This is a genomic window from Paenibacillus borealis, from assembly GCF_000758665.1.
Taxonomy (GTDB): domain Bacteria; phylum Bacillota; class Bacilli; order Paenibacillales; family Paenibacillaceae; genus Paenibacillus_AQ; species Paenibacillus_AQ borealis.
Genome location: NZ_CP009285.1, coordinates 1,485,000 through 1,507,560 on the forward strand (window position 1 = coordinate 1,485,000; position 22,561 = coordinate 1,507,560).

Sequence of the window (22,561 nt, forward strand, 5' to 3'; positions counted from 1 at the left end):
CTGGATGGAGAATGTGATGGGAAGAAGAGTGGTTATCACAGGAATGGGTCTGCTTACCCCGCTGGGGAATACGCCGGAGAATTTCTGGAAGAACAGCCTGCAGTGCAAGGTTGGATATGACAGTTTGCAGGGATATGAGCATATGGCTTTGAAGAGCCGGGTCACCGGGAGAATACCGGATTTTGAGCATCTCGGCAGGACGGCCGATGAAGCAGCGAGGGAAGGCATGGGCCGGCCGGGAATTCTGGCAGTCAACGCCGCTGTAAGGGCTGTTGCCGATGCGCAGCTGGAGTTCACCAAGGAAATGCGGGAGCGTTCCGGGGTCTGCATCGCCAATGCGATTGCCGATACCCCATTCTCTGAGCAGACCTTTCTGCAAGTGACGGAGGGCGGCCAGGGGCCGATTGCCCAGGGGCTCAGACAGGATGATTTATACCGCAAAGGCATGTTCTCCTATATTGCCTTTGATGTGGCGCATGAGTTCGGGCTTCAGGGAGAAGCGCTGGTTATGTCAACGGGCTGCACAGGCGGCATTGATGCTGTCGGGTATGGATACGAATCTATCGCGGCAGGAGAACATGACATCATGATATGCGGTGCAGCGGAAGCGCCGATCAGCTCCATGACCATCGCTTCCTTTGATGCAATTGGAGCATTGACCTCAAAGTTCAACGATGATCCCAAGCGCGCCTCCAGACCCTTTGAGCTAAACAGAAGCGGATTCGTTCTCAGTGAGGGCTGTGCAGTTGTTGTACTGGAGGAACTGGAGCATGCACTGCGGCGGCAGGCCAGAATCTATGGTGAGGTCACCGGCTTCTCCAGCACGAACAATGCCTATCATATGACCGATTTGCCCCAGAACGGAGAGGCGCTCAGCCTGACGATGAACGAGGCGCTCGAGAATGCCGGCATTGAAGCGGGGGAAGTTCAATATATCAATGCGCATGGAAGCTCGACCCCGCAGAATGATGCTTTTGAGACCGCTGCCTACAAAAGAACCTTTGGCGAATTAGCCTATTCCATTCCGATCAGCTCCACGAAGTCCATGGTGGGCCATCCGCTCTCGGCAGCAAGCGCCATTGAGATCGTACATTGTCTGCTGGCCTTGAACGAAGGCTATATCCCGCCCACGGCGAATCTGGACGAGCCGGACCCGGCCTGCGATTTGAATTATGTGCCGGGGCAAGCCTTAAAGCGTGACCTGTACCATATTCTGACCAATGCAAGCGGCTTCTCCGGCATTCATTCCGCCATGATTCTGGCGAGGAGCGAGTGCTGTAATATGACGGGGAAGCTTCAGACTGAACAATGGATGTGCAGCCCATGAAGAATAAAGTATTCGTAACCGGAGTAGGTATGGTTGGGCCTTGCGGGAATACTGCCGGGGGCTTCTGGGACGGACTCCTGAGCGGCCGTAACTATATGACCCCGCTCCAGCTTGAGGGTACGGTTGGAGAGGCGCCTCCCTTCGCCGGACAAGTCAGCGGGATGGAGCCGGAGCAGGTCATCTCGAAGCGTCTGTTCAAGAAATGCTCCCGGTTCTCTGTGATGTCGATCCTGGCAGCTAAGGATGCCATGGATGATGCCGGCTGGGATCTTGACACGATGAGCCGCGGGCGGATCGGCATCTTCGTCGGCAACAACTCGGGAGGATGGGAGAGTGCCAGGAATGGCTTGCGTGTTCTGCATAACGAAGGTGCCCCCTTCATTGATCCTAACCTCGCAAGCAATTGGTTTCCGGCCGCCGCACAGGGGCATATGTCCCTGGCCTTCGGCATTAAGGGCTACAGCAAGACGGTTATCGCAGACCGCAGCAGCGGACTGCTTGCCATTGCTTATGCGGCCAGAGCCATTCGCAGCGGAATCATTGATGCGGCCATCGTGGGCGGTGCAGAGACGCCGCTTGATCCGTGGGCGCTCTCCTTCTATAACTCGGAGGGGCTGCTGAACCTGAAGGCAGACAGTCCGGAGACGGCGTATCGTCCGTTTGTAGCGGCCCGGAGCGGAATAGCCCTGGCTGAAGGAGCAGCTTTCCTCTGCCTCGAATCTGAACGCAGCCTCCGGAAGCGCGAGTCAACCGGCCGGGTGAGAGCGAGTATCCAGGGTTTCGGATTCACGAATGACGGGCAGGAATCTGCCCCGCATGAGGAGAGTGTGGCGCAATATGCCAGGGCCATCCGGCTGGCCATCGGACATTCAGAGATCCAGCCGGAGCAGATTGGCTATCTCTCACTGGATGGGGCGGCTTCCTCCCGTCAAGACGGGATTGAATGCTCGGCAATCCGGGAGGTATTCGGTGGCAGTGTATCGGACAAATGGGCGGGCTGTCCCAAGACATCCTTCGGCAACACGATTGGGGCTGCAGGCGCGTTCGATGTGGCACTGAGCGTGCTTGCCATGAATCACGGGCAGCTGCCCGGTCTTCCGTATTTAGCGGAATCGGCTCCGGACAACGACCTGAATTTCGTGGCGGGAAGCAGCCGCCGGGTATCTGTCGAGTCCTCACTTATTCTGTCCAGAGGGAGGGGAGGGGTCTCTTCGGCACTGGTTGTGAAGGGCGAAGGCTTGTGAAGAACGAAGGTTATAACTCATAAACTCAAGCGGGAGGGTGTATCTAATGGTATTCGATAAGATAAAGGCCATCATTGAGGATATCGGAATTGAGGAGGAGATTACGGAGGCGTCGCGTTTGTATGAAGATTTGGCTCTGGATTCGACGGAGCTGGCGCTTGTGTCTACAGGGCTGGCCAAGACCTTTGGCATCTTTATTGAAGGCAAGGCGCTCAGAGCTTATTCCGTGGGCCAGGTGATGGAAGCTATTGCCTTGAAGGCATGATCAGAGGGATCGGCATGGATATCATCAGCATTAGCTTTGTGGAGCAGATGATGGCTAAATGCGGTGAACTCTTTATGCAGCAATATTTTTCGAAGGAAGAGAGAGAATTGTTCACTTGTAAAAAAAGACATGCCGCAGACTTCCTTGCGGGCAGATTTGCCGCCAAAGAAGCGCTGCTGAAGGCCATCGGAACCGGAATGAACTGTGAGCTGGGCTGGAATGAAATGGAGTTTCTCAACCATGCCAGCGGCCAGCCCTATCTGGTCCGCAGCAGAGGCCTGGAGACTTACGTACAGCAGCAGGAGACGGTTCACGTAAGCATTAGTCATCACGGTGATTATGCTGCTGCATTCATCATTATTGAGAGCAGTCAATGACTGTGAGGAGAGGACAATTGATATGAGCAACAACAAAATTTTCACACTCTTAGCCATCAATATTTTACTCGTCTTTTCGATTATGGTCAGTATCTTCCCGATCGCACCCCTGATCAGCAGCGATCTTGGGATGACCTCCGGTGAAATCGGAACCATAGCGGGCATTGCCTCGCTGGTCATGACTTTCCTGTCGATTCCATCCGGCGTCTTTGCCGACCGGTACGGGCGGAAGAAGATTATCGTCACCTCGATCGCACTTTCGGCAGTAGCCGTATTCATGGTGGCCGCTGCTCAAGGCGTGCTGATGTTTACAGCCGGCTGGCTGCTGTTCGGCTTTGCCAGAGGTTTCGTATCCACACCGATCTTTGCGGTGGTGACGGATGTGTGCAAGCCCGAAGAGCGGGGCCGGGCAATGGGCATTGTGTCCGGGGCGATCGGTGCCGGATCGGTGCTGGGATATGTCGTCAGCGGTCTGCTCAGCAATTACTTCGGCTGGCATGTATCCTTCGCGGTGCTGGGTTCACTCCTGGTTCTGTCCGCACTGGTTACCTCTGCGCTGCTGAAGGAGACCGGGGTCAAGAATTCAAGCAAGAGCATCGGGAAAGCCTTCAAAAATTCGTTCAAATGGCTGGGCATCCGTGAAATCCTGCTGGCGGGGATTGTGGGAACCCTGTGCTTCATGGTGGGTGTCTTTACGACCTTCCTGGTGCCGTTCGCGGCCAAAGAGCAGGATATTTCCCTGGTGCTGCTCAGCTTTCTCTTCATTCCGTATGAAGCGGTGGCTTCGTTCGGGGCGGTATTCATTGGCTGGATCTCGGATAAGGTGGGCAGACATGCGCCTCTGATCTGGGCCCAGTCGATCTGTCTGGGAGCGCTCTTGCTGCTGTATGCGCTGGACTTCAACCCCTGGCTGCTGACGTTCGGTTATGCGCTGATCGGACTTACAGAAGGGCCTATTATTACGCTGGTTAACACGATAATTACGGATAAGGTCGTCAAGATCAATCCGATGGAAATGGGGACGGCCTTAGGAACCTTCCGGACCCTGCAGGGGGTCGGGATTGCGCTGGGATCAACGCTTGGCGGATTCTTCTACAGCAGGATCGGAACGCATCCCAGCTATCTGGTGGCAGCCGGAATGATGGTGCTTACGATTCTGATCTCGCTTGGTCTGGGCAAAAAGGAAGAATCGGGTGTATCTGAATATAAATCAGCCGGATAAAGGAGTGCATTGATGAATCAGGTGTACGCAAGGACAGTGGTTCAATTTGACGATGTGCCGGTGGTTCTTGCCAGGGGAGGACAGATGCGCGTGCTGGCAAATCCGGCAACGGTTGGAGCCTCGCAGCTGATTATGGGTCATGTGATCCTCCGCGCCGGGGAAGAGATCAAGGAGCATCTCCATGATTACGGTGAAGAGACCGTATTTGTGGTCCGGGGACAAGGAACGGCGTTCATTGAAGATATCCCGCATTCCCTTCAGGAGCATTGCCTGTTCATTGCGAGGAAGGGTGAGCGGCACCGTGTGGTAAATGAGGGGCCGGGCGAAATGGAGCTGGTCTTTGCCACGGCACCGCTGGCCCCGAGTGCAGAGAAGGGTCACAGAGATGTATAGCTCCCGGGCAGCAATAAGCTATCCCATACAATCCAAAGGGGTGAGAAGAGAAACGTGAAAAGCAATCTTGTTATTGTAGACACTCATGCCCATTTTGCCGTCAAGGAGAATAAAAGTCTGGAGCTCAGTCTGGCTGGCGCCGGAACCGTCCCCGATTACAAGAAGCAAAAAGGATTCGATGATTTGCAATATTTGAAGAAGATGGTTGGTGCTACTCAAGAAGGATTCGTGGATGACAACAATCTGCTCGAGGATTACCTCTCCTGTATGGCCGAGAATCAAATTGCCATGAGCTGGGTCCATCAGCTCAGCTTTGAGGATGTATACGGCTATGAGGTGCTGTCCAATGAAAAAATCGCCGAGGCGGTACGGGCACACCCTGACAAGCTGCGCGGATTCGCGAGTGTCAACCCCTATAAGGGGAAGGAAGCGCTGGCGGAGCTGGATTACGCGATTAACACGCTTGGAATGCAGGGCTTTAAGCTGAATCCTAATGATTATGGCGGCTTCGGCCTGAATGACCGGGAATTGCTCTATCCGCTGTATGAACGGTGCAGCGAGCTGGGAATTCCGGTAAGCGTGCATACCGGAATTACGCCAGGCAGTATTTTTCGGATGAAGCATAACTATCCGATTCTGCTGGATGACGTTGCTGTTGATTTTCCGGGGCTGACCTTGATTGTGGAGCATATGGGACATCCATGGAATGACCTGTGCTATTACATGGTGGGCAGGCACGAGAATATGTATGTGACCATTACGGCGGTAGCCAATATCCTCATTCATAACAATCCCAAGGTGTTCCGGATGGAGCTGGCCAAGATGATCTCGGTCTGCGGCAGCCACAAGATTCTCTGGGGCTCGGATTGGACGGTTACGCCGAACATCGCCGAAGTGCTGAATTACATGCAGAAGGTGGCTATTCCCCTGCCCATGAAGCTGATGATGGGCGTGAAGGAAATCAAGAAGGAGGATGTCCAGAACATCCTGGGGCTGAACGCGCTGAGAATAATGAAGTAGGTGAGGGCATGAGATATCAATTTATTGATCTGAGTGTGCATATGGAACAGAATCCGGGTGAGCTGGCTCCATACGGTTTCGAGCAGACCGGCCACCAGGAAGGGGCGGACCGCTTTGCACGCCAGTTCGACGGGAGCAGAAAAGACTTTCCGGATGAAGAATTCTTGAACATGGAGATGATCACCGCTTCCACGCATACCGGGACACATTTCGATGCCCCATTGCATTTCGGCTCTATGAGCGAAGGCAAGCCCGCAGCGTCTATAGATCAGGTGCCGCTGGAGTGGTGCTACTGTGACGGTGTGGTGCTGGATGTTACGCATAGGCAAGCGGGTGAAGCCATTGAGAAGCAGGATATCGAGCAGGCGCTGGCCAAGATCGGGTACGAGCTGAAGCCGCTGGATATTGTGCTGATCCGTACAGGTGCAGACCGTGATTGGGGCACGCCCCAATACCTTACGGATTATCCGGGCATGAGCAGAGAGGCCACGAAGCTGCTGACTGACCAGGGCATCCGGGTCATGGGCATTGACAGCTACGGGTTCGACCGTCCGTTCAAGAATATGATCGGCGATTATAAGCGAACCCGGGACAACGCCTATCTGTTTCCGGCCCATTTCTGGGGAAGAGAGCAGACCTATTGCCATATGGAGCGCCTGGCGAATCTGGAGCAGATTCCGGTTCCTTACGGGTTTAAGGTGGCTTGTTTTCCAATCAAGATCAGACAGGCAGGAGCGGCCTGGGTACGGGCAGTGGCCATTGTCGAAGAGCCTGCGGCAGAGTAAGTGAAATCTATCACCAAATATATGGAGGAGGCATTTCGAATGAATTATGAATTTGAACTCAAGGTAACGGGCGTTAAGGGGCATTGCCGGGCAGGGCATAAAGAAGGGGATATCATGAAGGTCTCTCCGCTGAACGCAGGCAATCTGTGCGGAACGGCATTCCATTCGGTCTTCCCGATGCTGCTGGCGCTGAATATGGATGCGAAGCTGCCGTGGGACCCAGAGGGTAATATTGTGCACTCGGCTTGTCCGGATCTGCGCAACCAGATGACGATGGAAATCCGCCGCATCCCGGTAGAGCCGTCTGAAGATTCCCCGTACGCGGGACGGATGCTGCAATCCAAATGAAGGGGAGGCCGCTCCATATGAGCAGAGCGAAGCAGTATGTTGAATTATTCAAGGAAAGAGACTCCATTTGTGTCTCCCATTATCCTGTGCCGATCTCCCAGCATACCGAGTCCGAAGTGTGGTCGCTGATGGAGCTTGAGCAGGTGAATACCAAAGATACGCCGACAGCCTTGTATCTGCATATTCCCTTCTGTGATGCAACCTGCTCGTTCTGCCCGTTCAACCGTTATCTGAAGAAGCAGGAGCAGGTGGATGATTATTTGGCTGCTGTCCGGAAGGAGATCGACAGGTATGCGGGTACGCCTTTTGGAAGCAGCATCACGGTTTCCTCCATTAATCTGGGCGGCGGAACCCCCTCCTGCCTCTCCTCGGAAGAGCTGACGGGAATATTGCAGCACATGAAGCAGGCTTTTCACGTTGCGGAGGACGCCATGATCTTCATTGAGGGCAACCCCCGGAATTTCACGGCTGACAAGCTTGAAGACTTAGCCCTGCAGGGATTAAACCGGATCAGTGTAGGGGTGCAGACCTTTCAGGAAGAGCTTGCCGGACTGCTGGGGTTATACCATAGTGTCGATGATTCCTTTGAGCTGGTGAAGAATGCCCGAAGCTGCGGAATTGATAATATCGGGATTGATCTGATGTACAATCTGCCCGGTCAGACACTGGATCAATGGCGGGCTGACATTCTCACCTCCATTGAGCAGGAGATTGACCATATCTGTGTGATTTCGTTCTGTGTGGTGCCGCATACGCAGATCGCTTCGCGTATAGCGGAAGGGAAGATTCCGGGAATCGGGGATGTCTACAGAGAGATCGAGCTGTATACCATCGCCAAGGAGATGCTGCTTGAGGCAGGTTATCTCCAGTACAGTGTGATTGATTTCGCCAAGCCGGGCAAGACGGACCGGCACGCGACTTTATATTTCAGCGAGCAGTCGCATATGATCGGGATCGGTGCGGCCGCGTTCGGTATCATCAACGGCTATATGTATGTCAACAGCGGCAATCTGAATGAATATATGTCCCGCGTGCAGGACGGGCTGCTCCCGGTCAATTGCGGGGAGAAAGCCGATGAGCTGGAGCTGGCGCATGGGGCAATGGCCAAGGGCCTGCGGATGCTGTCAGTCAGCCGTGCAGATTTCGTACGGATGTTCCGGCAGGAGCCGGAGGAGCTGTTCCCGGATACGATTGAGCGTCTGGTTCAGGACGGTCTGCTGATTCAGGATGCCGAAGGAATCCGGCTGACCGACGACGGAATTATATGGGGCAACAATGTCAGCAAGCAATTTTTCTCCTCTAAGTATGCGGATTACGGGCTGCAGCACCGGATGAAGCTGGCCAAGGGGCGTCCGGTGCAATCGGTTAAATAATAAGGAGGCTATAGCAAATGAGCGATATGTTGATGAGAGTCAATCCGCAGGTAGGCACCGCATTTGAAGGCATGTGCAAGGCGATTGAGGATACGGGGACGCTGGAGCCCAAGGTGCGGGAACTGGTCCGTTTGGCTTGTGTAGTGACTGACCGTTCTACCTACGGCATCCGGCTGCATGCACTGAAGGCTTATGAGCTGGGGGCGACCCCTGAGGAAGTGACGGAGACCGTTATGAATTGCCTGCCTGTGGCTGGTATTGAAGCTGTATCCTCCGGTCTGGCTGCGGCCATGACGGCACTGGAATCCAAGCGGGGTGTTCATCATGGCAGTTAAGACGTCCTATGAGCCATTCTACAATGTGTATCCCCATAGAGATCCGATCTGTGTGTCCCACTATCCGAATCCTGTGACCGAGATTGCTCCAGCCGACATTTATGGAGTGATGGATCTGAACAGTCAGCCTCCGGCGGACAATGTCGGTGCAGTCTATGTGCATGTTCCATTCTGTGCGTCAGTCTGTATCTTCTGCCCCTTCAACAAGATGGCTTATCAGGAGAAGCAGGTAGAGCAGTATATGGAGGCCGTCAAGGCCGAAATCGGCATCTATGCCTCTTCCCCCTATGCTTCACAGTCTACGATCAGTGCAGTTACGTTCGGGGGTGGCACGCCTTCGGCTCTGTCTGCCGAGCGGATGGTGGAGATGCTGAAGAGCGTGCAGGAGCATTACCGGGTGCTGCCGGATGCACAAATCTCGTTTGAAGGAAGCCCCGCTACCTTAACGCTGGAGAAAATGCAGGCCATCCGTGCCCAAGGGGCGAACCGGATCAGCATAGGGGTGCAGACCTTCAACGACAAAATGGGGCGGCATCTCCGGATGAGCCATGATTCGCACCGGGCCTTCGAGGTGCTGAACGAAGCGAAGGAAGCAGGCTTTGACAATATCGGGATTGATCTGATGTACAATCTGCCCGAGCAGACCATGGAGGAATGGCTGGAGGATGTCCGGACGGCCGTGCGGCTCGGAATTGATCATATCACTGTGTTCTCCCTGTGTGTCGTGCCGTTTACTGCGCTGTTCAAAATGATTAAGGAAGGCACGATTCCGCCTACCGGGGACGTTAATCTGGAAGTGGACATGTATCTGGAGGCCAAGCGGCTGCTGCAGGAAGAGGGATATGTTCAATATAGTGTGTGGGATTTCGCCAAGCCGGGCTTCGAAGACCGGCATGTCCTGCTGTACTACACCCAGCAGAAGGATTTGTTCGCGCACGGTCCGGCGGCCTTCGGTTATGTCAACAAGCTGATGTACATCAATCAGGGTGATATTCAGGAGTACAGCAGCCGTCTTCAGCAGCAGTTCCTGTCCGTCTTCATCGCCAGTAAAGCCGATGATCTGGAGGCGATGCATGGAATGATGGCCAAGGGCCTGCGCATGCTGTCGGTGAAGCGGAAGGATTTTGCCGGCATGTTCGGGTATCAGCCGGAAGAAGTCTTTGGTCCGACTATCGATGACCTGGTATCCAAAGGCCTGCTTGAAACGGATGAGCATGAGATTCGCCTGTCCGCCAAGGGCATTGTCTGGGGCAATAATGTATGCAAGGAATTCTTCTCGGAAGCGAATCAGCAGACGTTCGAGAGCCGTGTGAAGCTGGCACGCGGACAAAAACCGGCCGAGGTTACCGGGGAGGTCCTGAAGTGATGAAGCTGTCTGTCGGTACCAATTTTGATGACCGGTTACCTTTATTGCTGAAGGATTCACATGTGGATGTATTCTATGGCAAGTTATCCTCTGATCTGGTGGGCGGTGGCCGGCCAACGTTTGCGCTGCCAACCATTGACCGGACAAGGGTGGAGGAGCATGTGAAGCTCCTTCATGCCTACGGGTTCAAGTTCAATTACCTGCTGAATGCCACTTGTCTGGATAATCTGGAGACGACCAAGGAATTTCATTACCGCCTGCGCGAGCTGCTGGAATGGATCGGTACGCTGCAGCCGGAATATGTCACTGTGTCCCTCCCCATGCTGGTTGATATGGTGCGTACAGCGTTGCCCGACGTCAAGATCAGCTTGTCTACCTTTGCCAACGTCAACACGCTTAGACAGGCGCATTACTTTGAAGAACGGGGTGTCAGCGAGATTACCCTGCCCGAGAGCCGGAACCGTGATTTTTCCTTTCTGGAGAGCCTGCGCAAGAGTACCAGCTGCGACTATCAGCTCATTGCGACCAATGACTGCCTGCTGGATTGCCCGATGCGCCAGAATCATGCGAACTTTCAGAGCCATGCCTCGCAGTGCAATCATGTGACCGACGGCTTTGCGCTGGATTATTATATGCTGCGCTGCACCGAGCGCAAGCTCCAGCATCCCGAGGAGCTGCTGAAATCGCAATGGATTCGCCCGGAAGATATGCATATCTATGAGGAACTGGGATATCACAAATTCAAGCTGACCGAGCGGATGAAGACTACGGAGAAAATTGCGGATACGGCGCTGGCCTATTCCGGGCGGAGTTATCAGGGCAATCTGCTCAGTCTGCTCAACTCGCGGATGGCGGAGGCTGATTTCGAAATGCCCAATTTCTCCAAGAACATCAAGGAGGATTTCGCACCCTCCGAAAAAATGAGACAGGTCTACAGCCTGCTGTTCAGCTTCCAGGCGAACATTGACAATGAGAGTCTGGAGGGCTTCCTGGAGGGCTTCCGCGCTAAGCGATGTGACAGGATGGACTGTGACAAATGCGGCTACTGTGCCGAATGGGCCAGCCGGACTGTTCAAGTGGCGAAGCCGGGGGGAGCTGTTCTCCGGGAGTTTGAAGAGCTGTTTGCGGCGCTGGCTTCAGGCACTTTCTTCGAATCGGCCGCCGGAGCGCCGGTGACTTGGACGGCGGAGGGCCAGAGTCTCTATGAGGGGGTTGTGGGACGGAAGCCCGAGTTCATCCGTGACATGGCAAGCACGGAGATCCGGAAGAAAGCCGAGGAGCTTGCCGCAGCAAACGGAACAGGTCAGGTCTCCAGATATGATGTGGCCAAAGCCAATGTGCTGTGTACACCGGCTGATTTCCGGATGTTTGCACTCATGGACCTGAGGTCACTTGGATTTGATACGGCAGAGCTGGATGCAGAGGAGGCTGTGGGATGAAGAAGATGATCGGGCTCGCCGGGTCCATGAAGAAGCATCACAGCTCCAGTGAATATCTGTTGTCCGTCGCGCTCGAAGCAGCGGAGGAGCAGGGGGTGCAGACGGAACTGCTGCGGCTGAATGATTACAATATTCTTCCTTGTGAGGGCTGCGGCAACTGCATGAACGGCAAACCCTGCCATCTGCTGAAGAAGCCGGAGGATCAGTTGACAGAACTGTATGACAAGCTGAAGGAAGCGGATGGCTTTATCTTCTCTTCCCCGGTCTATGCACTCTCGCTTCCGGCAGTCTGGAAGAATTGGATCGACCGCTGCGAGCCCTGCTCCGCCGAGGATCTGGATTTTGAGCACTACAATTATGACCGGGTTGCCGGGGTGAAGGGCAAAGCGTTCAAGGGAAAGGTCGCCGGGCAGATTGTCGTCGCAGCGGGTCCGGGGCATGAATGGGCGCTGGCCTCTCTCATGCCTTGCTTCACGGCCATCAAGCTGTCCATGATCGCCAGCGCAGGCATCAGCCTGATTGAATACGACGGCCAGCCGGGTATCCGTAAACGCTCCTGGAGCAAACCGATTGAAGAAGCGGAATCCGCCAAAATGATGGCCCGGGCCGTCGGGCTGAGGGTTGCTTCGGCTCTGGGATTCTCCTACTTTGACAGCCCGGCGGAGCAGGGGCAGGTGCGCTGGGAACAGCAGCAGGAGCGCGCGGAGCTGGCCGGTGCCTGGTCTGCCTTCACTGTTCAGAACATCAGGGATGAGGAGGTCAGGCTCGGTGAGCTGGCGGAGAAGCAGCCGCATATCTTCGTCATTGGGGATCAGCAGGCCAGCAGCCGCTGCGGGCCGCTGCTGGAGCAGCTGGAGCAGCAATTCGGCGGCAGGGCAGCTTGTGCGCTGATCGCGAGAGTGGGGCAGCTGCCCCACTTCATTACCCATGAATTTGTGAAGGAGAAGACGGGGCAGGCAGTTCCCGGCTTCGAGCTGTATTATGACTGGGAAGACGCGCTGGCCTCACGGTGCTCCGTAGCACCCGGCCAGCCGGCCATTCTGGTGGGACGGACCAGGGAGGAGTGGCAGCTGTTTGCCGTTGATGGAACGCAGGGCCGGGAGATCGGCCGGGTCGTTGACTATCTGGAGGAAGCCATCGTATGAGCCGGTAGACGGACAAGATCAAGGGAGGAAAGTCACAAATGTTGAAGACTAAGGGCATACCTTTATTTTACAGGTGCCAAGGCACCGGGGAGGCCGTATTGTGTCTGCACGGCAACCGGGACTCTTCGCTCGTCTTCCGGGAATTGGCCCAGGCGATGCAGCCTCATTATCAGGTGCTATGTGCTGATCTGCGGGGGCATGGCCAGTCGGAATACTCCGGTCCGCCGTTCACCCTTGAGGACATGGTTGATGATATCGTCCGGTTGCTGGACGAGCAGGGACTGAAGCAGGTCTCCATTGTGGGGCATTCTCTGGGGAGCACGCTTGCGCTGCTGCTGTCCGCACGTGATCCGGGCAGGGTGAAGAAGCTGGTGCTTATGGGGGCAGCCGCCACCTTTCGGGTTCCGTTCAAGCGGCCCGGCCACGGCGAGGAGATCACGCCGGATACAGTAAAGCAGACGAATGCAGCCGCGGTTCCGTATTTTTTCACAGCAGACCATGAAGAGGTTCAGCATCTCATTCTGGAGGGCTGGTCCAGGCTGCCCGCCGCGACCCACCGGCTGATGATCCAGATTAAGCATCCCGACCTCCGGCCGATCCTTCAGGATATCCGGCAGAGGACTCTGATTATAACCGGCCAAGAGGACCGTATCACGCCACTGCCCAAGGCCTTGGAGCTGAACCGGTATATGCCGGACTCCCGGATGCTGGCGGTTCCGGGCACCGGACACTTTATGTTTCTTGAGGAGAGCGAAACCGTAGCCAGTGCAATACTCACTTTCCTCAAGGAGGAGTAGCATGGGCAGAGTGCTGCTAATATCGGCGAATACGGAGAAGCGGCCGCCCGTATTTCCCCTTGGCCTCAGCTATATTCATGCCAGTCTTGTCGCCTCCGGCTATGAAGCAGGCATGCTGGATATGACCCAGCTGGACTATACCCGGGAGGCTGTTACCTCTTACCTGGATTCCTATGCACCGGATTACATCGGCGTGTCGATCCGTAACCTGGATAATTGCTGTATGCAGTATCCCCGGAGTTTCGTGGAGCAGGTCTGCCTCCTGGTGGATTGGGTCCGGCAATGGAGCCATGCGGCTATTGTCATTCTGGGGGGAGCGGGCTTCTCGCTCCTTCCCAGGCAGTGGCTGCAGGAGACGGGGGCTGATTATGGGATTGTGGGCGATGGCTGTGACAGTATGGTTGAACTCTTATCCCATCTGGAGAAGGGAGAGGAGCCATCTGCCGTAAGCGGGCTGATGTTCTGCACAAAGAACGGAGAATGGAAATACTCGGCGCCGGAGGCGCCTGAACAGCTGGATCACCCTTATTTTCCGAGCCGCAGCGGATTTCTGCATAGCTATGATGTGGAGCGGAAGGTGCGCCATAATGTATTGACCAAGAGAGGCTGTGCACTGAGCTGCACCTATTGCGCCTATCCGTCGCTGGAGGGCAGGGCAGTCCGCCTGCGGTCGCCGCAGGGAATTGCAGACGAGATTGAGCAGATGGTGCTGCAGCATGACATCGGTTCCTTTGATTTCGTGGACAGTGTGTTCAACTATCCCTTGGAGCATGCTGAGGATATTTGCCGGGAGCTGATCGGGCGTGCGGTGCCGGTGTCCTGGGGCTGCTTCCTGAATCCCCGGTTCTTCACTGCAGAGTTTGCCGGGCTGCTTAAGCAGGCAGGGTGTACGGAAGTGGAGTTTGGCATTGATTCAGGCAGCGATATCTGCCTGCGGTCGTTCAAGAAGAACTTCCGCCAGACCGAAATCCGGGCTGTGGTGCAGCTCTGTCAGGAACAGGATTTAGCCTTCAGCTTTTGCCTGCTTATCGGCGGGCCGGAGGAAACCCCCGAGACCTTGAGGGAGACGCTGGATCTGATGGAGGAATTGAAGGTTCAGCACATCTTCGGTTTGTTTGGCATCCGCATTCTGCCGTCAACAGATATGTACAGGTACGTTGGTTCCCCGGAGCCGGATGATCTGCTCCATCCGAAGTTCTTCATGTCCCCCCAGCTAAATCTGGAGCAGGCGAGCAGCATATGCCGTCCTTACCGGGAGCGGAATCCGGACTGGATGTTTATTTAAAATAGGAAGACAGGGTGGGCGTAATCATGAGAATACTGGTAGTGTCTACGAATACCCTGAAGAAGCCGATGCCTGTTCTTCCGGTTGGGGCGGGGATGGTCTACTCGGCTCTGACGGCTGCCGGTTTCGAGACCCGCTTTCTGGATTTGGCCTTTATGGCTGAACCGTTTGCGGCACTCCGGGATGAGCTGCGGGTATTTGAACCGGAGCTGATCTGCCTGTCTGTGCGCAACATCGACAATCAGGTGATCCAGCAGCCGGAGAGCTATCTGCCTTTTATAAGAGAAGTAATGAAGGTATGCCGTACATGCAGCTCAGCCAAGGTTCTGCTTGGAGGAGCCGCGATGCTGGTCATGCCGGAGGAGCTGGTGGAAGAGCTGGGGGCGGATTACGGAATTAAGGGAAGCGGTGAGACGGAGGCTGTCCGGCTGGCCCATGAACTTGAACGGGGGCAGGCCGCAGGCAGAGACAAGGTAGTTACTGCGGTTCCTGCCTATCATCCGGTGTACAGCCGAATTCCCGCCAAGACGCTGTTCTCCCCGCAGTATTTTATCCCGAACCCCCGCATCAAAAAAGCCTCCATGGGCTATCAGGCCTCCAGAGGCTGCAGCAGGCACTGTATCTATTGCTCAGAGGGCTATAAGAATTCCGGCGGCTGCCGGATTCCTGCGGAACAATTCATGGAAGACATGAAGATCCTGCAGGCAGATTATCAAGTGAACAGTATCACTTTTGTAGACGGCGTCTTCAATCATGATGTGGAAGAGACGATGGAGTTCTGCGGGCTGATCGGCCGCACAAGCGCATCACTGGACTGGAGCTGTGCCCTGACCCCGGCCAATATTACTGAGGAACTGGTCTGCTTGCTGAAGAGGAGCGGTTGCCGGTTTGTGGATATCGGTGCGGATTCGGGTTCTGAGCAGATGCTGAGGCGGATGGGCAAGCAATTCCACCCGGAGCAGCTGCTGGAGCTGGGACGTCTCCTGGAGCAATATCAGATCCCGTATTCGGTGTCGCTGCTGTTCGGCGGGCCGGGAGAGCATGAAGAGACCATGGCAGAGACCGTACAACTGGTCAACCAATTGAATCCCGTCTATATTCTGGCCAGTCAAGGGATTCGTATCTACCCTCATACGGCACTGTACCATACCGCCCTTCAGGAGCAGGTTATCCAGAAGAATGATAACTTGCTGGTTCCCGCGTTCTATCAGTCCAAGGACTACAGTGACGCTCTTCTCAACAAGGTCTTGGCAGCATCGCGCCACATCTATAAGGATATGCTTATGAATTCAATTGGAGGAAGGACTTGATCGAATGAACAAGCCTGTATACCCGTTCCGCGAGATAGGGATCGGCCACTATCCCATGGGCAATTCTCCGGTTACCCCGGAGGACAGCAAACATCTGCCGTCCATGATGAACTTGAATCATGCCGCTCCAAGCTCTAAACTTGTATATGTACATATTCCGTTCTGTGACTCCATCTGCCCGTTCTGCCCGTATCCCAAGGCGTTCAATGAGCAGACAGCCCGCCAGGAATATTTGACCGCGCTGTTCAGCGAACTGGAGATATATGGTTCGGCGCCGCAGATCCGCAACTGCTCCGTGGAGGCGCTCTATATTGGCGGAGGAACTCCAAGCGTTCTGGACGAGGAAGAGATCACGGCGCTCTTCGAGCAGCTGCAGGCCACACTCCCCATGCAGAATATTGAAGAAATCACGTTTGAGGGGAATCCCGCCTCATTTACCGCGGCCAAGCTGAAGCTGCTCTATGCTCTTGGCGTCAACCGAATCAGTCTGGGCGTTCAGACCTTTAATGATGAGCTGGGGAGACGCCTCGGACTGCTTCAGACCAGCGAGGATTCACTGCGGACCATTCAGCAGTCACGGGAGGCCGGAATATCCAATGTCAGCCTGGATCTGATGTACAATCTGCCGGGTCAGAGCATGGAGGAATGGCTGGAGGATCTGGAGAAGGTGGTGGAGCTTGGAATCGGTCATGTCACGTTATTCCCGCTGAAGATCATTCCCGGCTTCGGCCTCGCCAAACGCATTGCCAGCGGCGAGCTTCCGCCCTGCGGTGATCTTGCGCTGGAGCAGCAGATGTATGTTGAGGCTTGCCGCTATCTGGAATCGCATGGCTACGCGGTCGAATCCACCTATGATTTCGTGCAGCCGGGCGGACATCATATTTACAGCCGCAAGCATTTTGACGATCATCTGGACCTGCTCTCTGTCGGACTGGGGGCATTCGGCGAAGTGGGCGGCTATGCTTATCAGAATGTGAAGCTGCTTCCGGAGTATGTGAAAAAAATTACATCAGGAGAGCTGCCGGTTTCCTTAGGCTACCAAGTGACGCCGGAGGATCTGCCCAACCAGTTCCTGGCGATGGGCCTGCGCCGCACTGCGATTGACCGCCAACTGTTTCGCCGTAAATTTGGCAGCTTCCCGGAGGAACATTTTCCTGAGCTGTTCGATAAGTTTGTCAAGGCGGGCCTGGTGGATATTCGTGAGGAGACTATTGCTCTAACACGTTTTGAAGGATTGTTCTGGGGCAACAATGTATGTAAGGAGTTTTGCGAGGAACATATCAAAATTGCTTTTCCAAAATGATGGAGGGGTACTATGAACAGCAAAGTGACCAAGAACATTTTCTATGAGGATCTTCAGGACGCCGGGAAGTTCAAGCAGCTTGAGAAGCGGTTACTCGGCGAGTCGAATCTGCCGGGTCCGCGGGCCAATCTGGGGGCGGCCTCCACGTTCGCGGATGCCTTCGGGTCGGATTGGGTAACCGGCGATGCCTGGGAGCTGCTTGTCGAATGGAGCAGCAGAGCGGAGGCGGATGCGCCGACGGATGATCCCCGTGAGTTTTTGCCTTTCTGTGCGCTGCAGGCGATGGGAACCTATTACCGCTATGCAGATTCTTCGAGGCAGCAGATCATTCTGGAGCGTTGTCAAGCAGCCATGAATGATTCCCGCTGGCGGATGCGTGAAGCGGCAGCGATGGCGCTGCAGCGAATCGGGGAACAGGACTTTGGAGCGCTCCGAAGCTTGTTCGATGCTATGATGGGCAAGGCCAGTGCGCTGGAGAAGCGGGCTTTCGTAGCGACGCTGGCCCACCCGCCTATGCTGAAGGATGCTGCCCATGTCTTGTATGCTCTGGAGCTGTCGGAGCACATCCTGGATGAGATTGCTGAGGGGAAGACCCGCTATGGGACGGAAGATTTCCGCGTCCTGTCCAAAGGTCTGGAGTATGCTCTCAGTGTATTCGTCGAGCGTGCCCCTGAGGCCGGCTTCCGGATGCTGGCCAAATTCGCTGTGACCGAAGATAAACGGATGCAAAAAATCGTGAAATCCAACCTCGGCAAAGCCAGACTGGCCAAAAAATACAGCCAGGATGTGGAGCGTATCCAGCTGCTGATGAATGCCTGAGGACACTGATCAATAAGCCGAGACACCACAAACAGCCGGACCGTACGCGATGCGCGGGTTGGGCTGTTTGGGCTGTTTGTGATTTGGAATTCAATGAAATAGTTGTCTGAAAAACTATACAGGCTTCATAACTAGCTCCGGTCGCTTCAGGACCAGCAGCGGTTAAAGGGAATTAATTATTCTGGAGATTAAAAGCGATAGAGTAAGATAGGATCTAAAAGCTGGTGCGAATGCCAAACTCCCTCAGAATTTGTGGAAACTATAAGGAATAGGCAGTGTTTATATATAGTCAACAATTGATTGATATCCTTTCTAGTATTTTATTAGCGGAAGAATAGGGAATTAATATGGAAGAGGGATAGGTTATGCTGATTTCCGCAGTCGCACTCCGTGTGGAGTGCGTGGATTGAAATGTTTCAGCAGGTATATCCAATGACGATTCAGCAGGTCGCACTCCGTGTGGAGTGTGTGGATTGAAATGACACCACGGAGTAAGAGCCACTACATGTCTGGGAAGTCGCACTCCGTGTGGAGTGTGTGGATTGAAATACACAGAAGCAGATTGATGCGGGTTGGGCGGATCGTCGCACTCCGTGTGGAGTGTGTGGATTGAAATACTGATGAAATAACCAAGAAATATGAATTCCTGCGTCGCACTCCGTGTGGAGTGTGTGGATTGAAATTGCATAACGCTGAGATTCTTCGTTACGCCGACGGCGTCGCACTCCGTGTGGAATGTGTGGATTGAAATTGCGTATGTACCACGACCCGTGCGTCCAGTTCGGTCGCACTCCGTGTGGAGTGTGTGGATTGAAATAGCCGTAGATCGGTGCCCGCGCCGTCTCACACCCGGTCGCACTCCGTGTGGAGTGTGTGGATTGAAATGATTCAAATGGCAGGAATTTGCATGGCAGGCTTTGGTCTCACTCCGTGTGGAGTGTGTGGATTGAAATTTGGATGCTTCGAGCTCAGTAAGAGCCTTGCGCTTGTCGCACTCCGTGTGGAGTGCGTGGATTGGAATTCATCGAAAAGGCGTTTTGCTGGAATTTGATCATGTTGCACACCGTATTTTATTGACAATGCAAGCAAAACAAAAGCACTGAACTTCCGCATAATCAGCAGAAATTCAGTGCTTTTTCATATCAGAGACTATTCTTTACGGCGTATTTCAAATAAATCGTTAGGGGTAACTTCGAAATAGAGGCATAACTTCATAATTAACTCCGCTGAAATTTTCTTCTTTTCCATATTCGTGTTGTGCATTAATTCCATTATTGTTGTTCTGCGGTGCCCGATCTCCTTGGACAGTTTTAATACAGATATATCATGTGCCTTCAATATTGTGTCCAGTTTGCAGTAGAGAGTATAGTCTTTAAATTCCATATGGCTCCTCCAAAATCGAAATTAGTTGCACTTTTAAAGTGCATATTGTATATTGTTGATATAGGAGTTGAACTTTAAACGTGCAGTTTATAGGTGAGAATTTAGTGGTACGCTTTGCAAATATCCTTGAGAGCAATCAAACGGAGGAAGCTATATGTCCAAACGCCGCCCTCGCAAACTTAATGTCCAGGCTATTCTGGATATCATTAAAAAGAATTTAGTATGGCCGGAATTAAAAGGATTACCAGATGCCATACATTACTATCATCTCACTGATGCACTTGGACGTAAATGGCAGACCATTGGTTGTCATGTTACGGATGCAATTAAAGTTTTTAAAATGGGGGAATACCCGCCTTGGACATTAATAATCGAAAGCGCACCATATGATCCGCATATTACCGTGCGAGAACTGATAGCGATGTTAAATTGTGAAGATAATGCATTAGTAAATGACATGCAAATTATATTAAACACAACTGTACGATGTAACCAATTTATAAATGTCATTGTTAACGTAAATTATTATAGCATTTTTACAGTGTTATATGATTTGAAAAATGATTATCTGCTAAATGATCCAATACCCATTTCAGACTTTGAGGCTATGTATAATATTAACCCAATTGAAGCCTTATCCCGATTCTATCTCGAGAATGTAGATACGTTGGATTATTGGGTGTGGGTACAAGCTGGAGGCTCCGCTGAGCTGGCCGTTAATTTCAGAAAGGCGAATCCCACTTTAACGCTAATTGAAGCTATCGAAAAGCTGGAGCGAATGCGAGATATTACATAGGTGCTTGAAATAAAAGGATTTCATTTATTAAGCAGAATTAGTATGGTTTAGAGGGAATAAACTACTTATGCAGAATATATTCTGTAGAGTTAGATAGGAGCCGGACGTTGGTGCGAATGGCAAGCTCCCATGAAATCCCCGGCTCCTTCGCACCTCAGAATTTGTCGAAACTCTAGGGGATTGAGAGTAGTTATAGAAAGTCAATGGTGGATCGATATTCTTTTTAGAATCGTATTAGCGGAAATGCAGGGAATTGATGCGGAAACAGCATGGGTTATGCTGGTTTTCGCTGTCGCACTCCGTGTGGAGTGCGTGGATTGAAATCGGATCTCCTGCAGGAACTTCCTGCAGAAAAATTGTCGCACTCCGTGTGGAGTGCGTGGATTGAAATACCTTTGAAGAGACCACAAAGCATTTGGATATCCGTCGCACTCCGTGTGGAGTGCGTGGATTGAAATGTCATATCTTGGACGGCATCCCATCCGGTCAGATTGTCGCACTCCGTGTGGAGTGCGTGGATTGAAATTTCAGGAGTTGTACCGTACCACGTAGTACCCAAATTGTCGCACTCCGTGTGGAGTGCGTGGATTGAAATAATGAGGTCTTATACCTTTTATACGATGAGATGTCGCACTCCGTGTGGAGTGCGTGGATTGAAATACCTGTAGAAGTTACAAGAACAGCTTGATCTGGATAGGTCGCACTCCGTGTGGAGTGCGTGGATTGAAATCTGGATGGCAAGCAGATCGAAACCAATGTATCCCGCGTCGCACTCCGTGTGGAGTGCGTGGATTGAAATCACCCGGACGTACCGGACGACTACATTGACGAGTCGCACTCCGTGTGGAGTGCGTGGATTGAAATATTATTAAGCCTCCTTTAGGCAAGTCTGATAATGCGTCGCACTCCGTGTGGAGTGCGTGGATTGAAATTCCGCATGATGGCAACCATTGCGCCATGGTCAGCAGCGTCGCACTCCGTGTGGAGTGCGTGGATTGAAATCCTATTTAGAATCATGTCAATAGTGCGATAGTGTACGTCGCACTCCGTGTGGAGTGCGTGGATTGAAATGGATTACTCAAGAACTATGTAAACTATGTGGATCGGTCGCACTCCGTGTGGAGTGCGTGGATTGAAATCTGACCCGGCTATTTTTAATCGTGGTAGCCGTGATGTCGCACTCCGTGTGGAGTGCGTGGATTGAAATAATTGGACAAGGAGTGTGATTTTATGGCTGGGAGGTCGCACTCCGTGTGGAGTGCGTGGATTGAAATCGCCACCACATCTTATATGTGATACGTCCCTGTGTACGTCGCACTCCGTGTGGAGTGCGTGGATTGAAATACGGATGGTACGACAAGCAGTTTTGATACGCATTATCGTCGCACTCCGTGTGGAGTGCGTGGATTGAAATTTCCGCGTGTTGACAAATACGAAGTGAAGGACGGTCGCACTCCGTGTGGAGTGCGTGGATTGAAATAAGGATGAACTGGACGCGCTTGGGGATATCTCCGTGTCGCACTCCGTGTGGAGTGCGTGGATTGAAATAACGAGGCCGGTGCAGAATTACCTAAGTGGTATGAGTCGCACTCCGTGTGGAGTGCGTGGATTGAAATATCCAGAAGACAACAAAGTCATCATTCAGCGGCCGTCGCACTCCGTGTGGAGTGCGTGGATTGAAATATGGACACCGGCAATCATTGCAAGCTCGGCATCCCCGTCGCACTCCGTGTGGAGTGCGTGGATTGAAATAGCTCTGACGAGTCCTGCAGCGATAAGGGGCAGCAGGTCGCACTCCGTGTGGAGTGCGTGGATTGAAATGGTGCTGTGCAATTGGGAGGCCAGGCACTTGGAGTCGCACTCCGTGTGGAGTGCGTGGATTGAAATATCATCATAGTAGATAAGCACATGCTCATTTTTGTCGCACTCCGTGTGGAGTGCGTGGATTGAAATCTGACATACGAACTTGAACGGGATGCTAACGGAAAGTCGCACTTCGTGTGGAGTGCGTGGATTGAAATGGAAGATACTGCATGAGGAAAAATTGGGCTTCAAGTCGCACTCCGTGTGGAGTGCGTGGATTGAAATAGCTCGTCATACAGAGTGCCGTCCGGTGCAAGGCTGTCGCACTCCGTGTGGAGTGCGTGGATTGAAATAAGTAGCAGAGAGGCCCTGAAAAGTACCTGCGATGTCGCACTCCGTGTGGAGTGCGTGGATTGAAATGCAAAG

The 22,561-nt window shown here is 53.3% G+C and carries 21 protein-coding genes and 2 CRISPR repeat arrays (1 of these 23 running past the window's edge); of the genes, 20 read left to right on the forward strand and 1 reads right to left on the reverse strand.

What is annotated here, in order from left to right; genetic code table 11:
• Positions 1–4 precede the first annotated feature (4 nt).
• Genes PBOR_RS06310 through PBOR_RS06400 form a run of 19 tightly spaced genes read left to right on the forward strand, consistent with a single transcriptional unit; the run spans position 5 to position 18,153 of the window.
• Entirely contained in the window at positions 5–1,327 is a 1,323-nt protein-coding gene (locus tag PBOR_RS06310; protein WP_042210952.1) for a beta-ketoacyl-[acyl-carrier-protein] synthase family protein, read from the forward strand.
• Positions 1,324–2,571: a beta-ketoacyl-[acyl-carrier-protein] synthase family protein gene (locus PBOR_RS06315; protein WP_042210953.1), complete on the forward strand. Its 1,248-nt coding sequence runs from the start codon at positions 1,324–1,326 to the stop codon at positions 2,569–2,571. The genes PBOR_RS06310 and PBOR_RS06315 overlap by 4 nt, the downstream gene beginning before the upstream one ends.
• 46 nt (positions 2,572–2,617) lie before the next feature.
• The gene (locus tag PBOR_RS06320; protein WP_042210954.1) at positions 2,618–2,836 is read left to right on the forward strand and encodes a hypothetical protein; all 219 of its coding nucleotides are present in this window, start codon (positions 2,618–2,620) and stop codon (positions 2,834–2,836) included.
• Complete coding sequence (acpS, locus tag PBOR_RS06325; RefSeq protein ID WP_042210955.1) at positions 2,833–3,213, forward strand: holo-ACP synthase; 381 nt, start codon at positions 2,833–2,835, stop codon at positions 3,211–3,213. Before PBOR_RS06320 ends, acpS begins: the two co-directional genes overlap by 4 nt.
• Positions 3,214–3,235: 22 nt before the next feature.
• The gene (locus PBOR_RS06330; RefSeq protein ID WP_042210956.1) at positions 3,236–4,435 is read left to right on the forward strand and encodes an MFS transporter; all 1,200 of its coding nucleotides are present in this window, start codon (positions 3,236–3,238) and stop codon (positions 4,433–4,435) included.
• Positions 4,436–4,447: 12 nt separating this feature from the next.
• Complete coding sequence (locus PBOR_RS06335) at positions 4,448–4,828, forward strand: cupin domain-containing protein (RefSeq protein ID WP_042210957.1); 381 nt, start codon at positions 4,448–4,450, stop codon at positions 4,826–4,828.
• A gap of 54 nt (positions 4,829–4,882) precedes the next feature.
• Positions 4,883–5,848, forward strand: coding sequence for an amidohydrolase family protein (locus tag PBOR_RS35290; RefSeq protein ID WP_052429354.1), 966 nt, complete (start codon positions 4,883–4,885; stop codon positions 5,846–5,848).
• 8 nt (positions 5,849–5,856) lie between these two features.
• On the forward strand, positions 5,857–6,633 hold the full coding sequence (locus tag PBOR_RS06345) for a cyclase family protein (protein WP_042210958.1): 777 nt from the start codon (positions 5,857–5,859) through the stop codon (positions 6,631–6,633).
• 39 nt (positions 6,634–6,672) lie between these two features.
• Positions 6,673–6,981, forward strand: a complete 309-nt coding sequence (locus PBOR_RS06350; protein WP_042210959.1) for a TIGR04076 family protein — start codon at positions 6,673–6,675, stop codon at positions 6,979–6,981.
• A gap of 17 nt (positions 6,982–6,998) precedes the next feature.
• A complete protein-coding gene (hemW, locus tag PBOR_RS06355; protein WP_042210960.1) occupies positions 6,999–8,354 on the forward strand; it encodes a radical SAM family heme chaperone HemW in 1,356 nt (451 codons plus the stop codon).
• A 17-nt stretch (positions 8,355–8,371) separates the two neighbouring features.
• Positions 8,372–8,689, forward strand: a complete 318-nt coding sequence (locus PBOR_RS06360; RefSeq protein ID WP_052429355.1) for a carboxymuconolactone decarboxylase family protein — start codon at positions 8,372–8,374, stop codon at positions 8,687–8,689.
• Positions 8,679–10,055 carry a radical SAM family heme chaperone HemW gene (gene hemW, locus PBOR_RS06365; protein WP_042210961.1) on the forward strand — a complete coding sequence of 459 codons (1,377 nt, stop codon included), beginning with the start codon at positions 8,679–8,681 and terminating at the stop codon, positions 10,053–10,055. The genes PBOR_RS06360 and hemW (PBOR_RS06365) overlap by 11 nt, the downstream gene beginning before the upstream one ends.
• On the forward strand, positions 10,055–11,494 hold the full coding sequence (locus tag PBOR_RS06370; protein ID WP_042210962.1) for a U32 family peptidase: 1,440 nt from the start codon (positions 10,055–10,057) through the stop codon (positions 11,492–11,494). Before hemW (PBOR_RS06365) ends, PBOR_RS06370 begins: the two co-directional genes overlap by 1 nt.
• Complete coding sequence (locus PBOR_RS35295) at positions 11,491–12,639, forward strand: flavodoxin family protein (protein WP_052429356.1); 1,149 nt, start codon at positions 11,491–11,493, stop codon at positions 12,637–12,639. Before PBOR_RS06370 ends, PBOR_RS35295 begins: the two co-directional genes overlap by 4 nt.
• A gap of 38 nt (positions 12,640–12,677) precedes the next feature.
• Positions 12,678–13,436: an alpha/beta fold hydrolase gene (locus PBOR_RS06380; RefSeq protein ID WP_081971929.1), complete on the forward strand. Its 759-nt coding sequence runs from the start codon at positions 12,678–12,680 to the stop codon at positions 13,434–13,436.
• A gap of 1 nt (position 13,437) precedes the next feature.
• Complete coding sequence (locus PBOR_RS06385; RefSeq protein ID WP_042210964.1) at positions 13,438–14,721, forward strand: B12-binding domain-containing radical SAM protein; 1,284 nt, start codon at positions 13,438–13,440, stop codon at positions 14,719–14,721.
• A gap of 26 nt (positions 14,722–14,747) precedes the next feature.
• Positions 14,748–16,031: a B12-binding domain-containing radical SAM protein gene (locus PBOR_RS06390; protein ID WP_042210965.1), complete on the forward strand. Its 1,284-nt coding sequence runs from the start codon at positions 14,748–14,750 to the stop codon at positions 16,029–16,031.
• Between the two features lie 4 nt (positions 16,032–16,035).
• Positions 16,036–17,334, forward strand: coding sequence for a radical SAM family heme chaperone HemW (hemW, locus tag PBOR_RS06395; protein ID WP_042210966.1), 1,299 nt, complete (start codon positions 16,036–16,038; stop codon positions 17,332–17,334).
• Positions 17,335–17,346: 12 nt separating this feature from the next.
• Positions 17,347–18,153 (forward strand): hypothetical protein, encoded by an 807-nt coding sequence (locus tag PBOR_RS06400; protein ID WP_042210967.1) that lies wholly within the window; start codon positions 17,347–17,349, stop codon positions 18,151–18,153.
• 384 nt (positions 18,154–18,537) lie between these two features.
• A CRISPR array of direct repeats spans positions 18,538–19,174; the repeat unit is 29 nt; unit sequence CACTCCGTGTGGAGTGTGTGGATTGAAAT.
• 128 nt (positions 19,175–19,302) lie between these two features.
• Here the strand turns inward: PBOR_RS06400 and PBOR_RS06405 are convergent.
• Positions 19,303–19,536, reverse strand: coding sequence for a helix-turn-helix domain-containing protein (locus PBOR_RS06405; protein ID WP_039301959.1), 234 nt, complete (start codon positions 19,534–19,536; stop codon positions 19,303–19,305).
• A gap of 154 nt (positions 19,537–19,690) precedes the next feature.
• Between PBOR_RS06405 and PBOR_RS35300 the strand changes: the two genes are divergently transcribed.
• Positions 19,691–20,332, forward strand: a complete 642-nt coding sequence (locus PBOR_RS35300) for a hypothetical protein (protein WP_052429357.1) — start codon at positions 19,691–19,693, stop codon at positions 20,330–20,332.
• Between the two features lie 291 nt (positions 20,333–20,623).
• A CRISPR array of direct repeats spans positions 20,624–22,561; the repeat unit is 33 nt; unit sequence GTCGCACTCCGTGTGGAGTGCGTGGATTGAAAT (it continues 526 nt past the right edge of the window).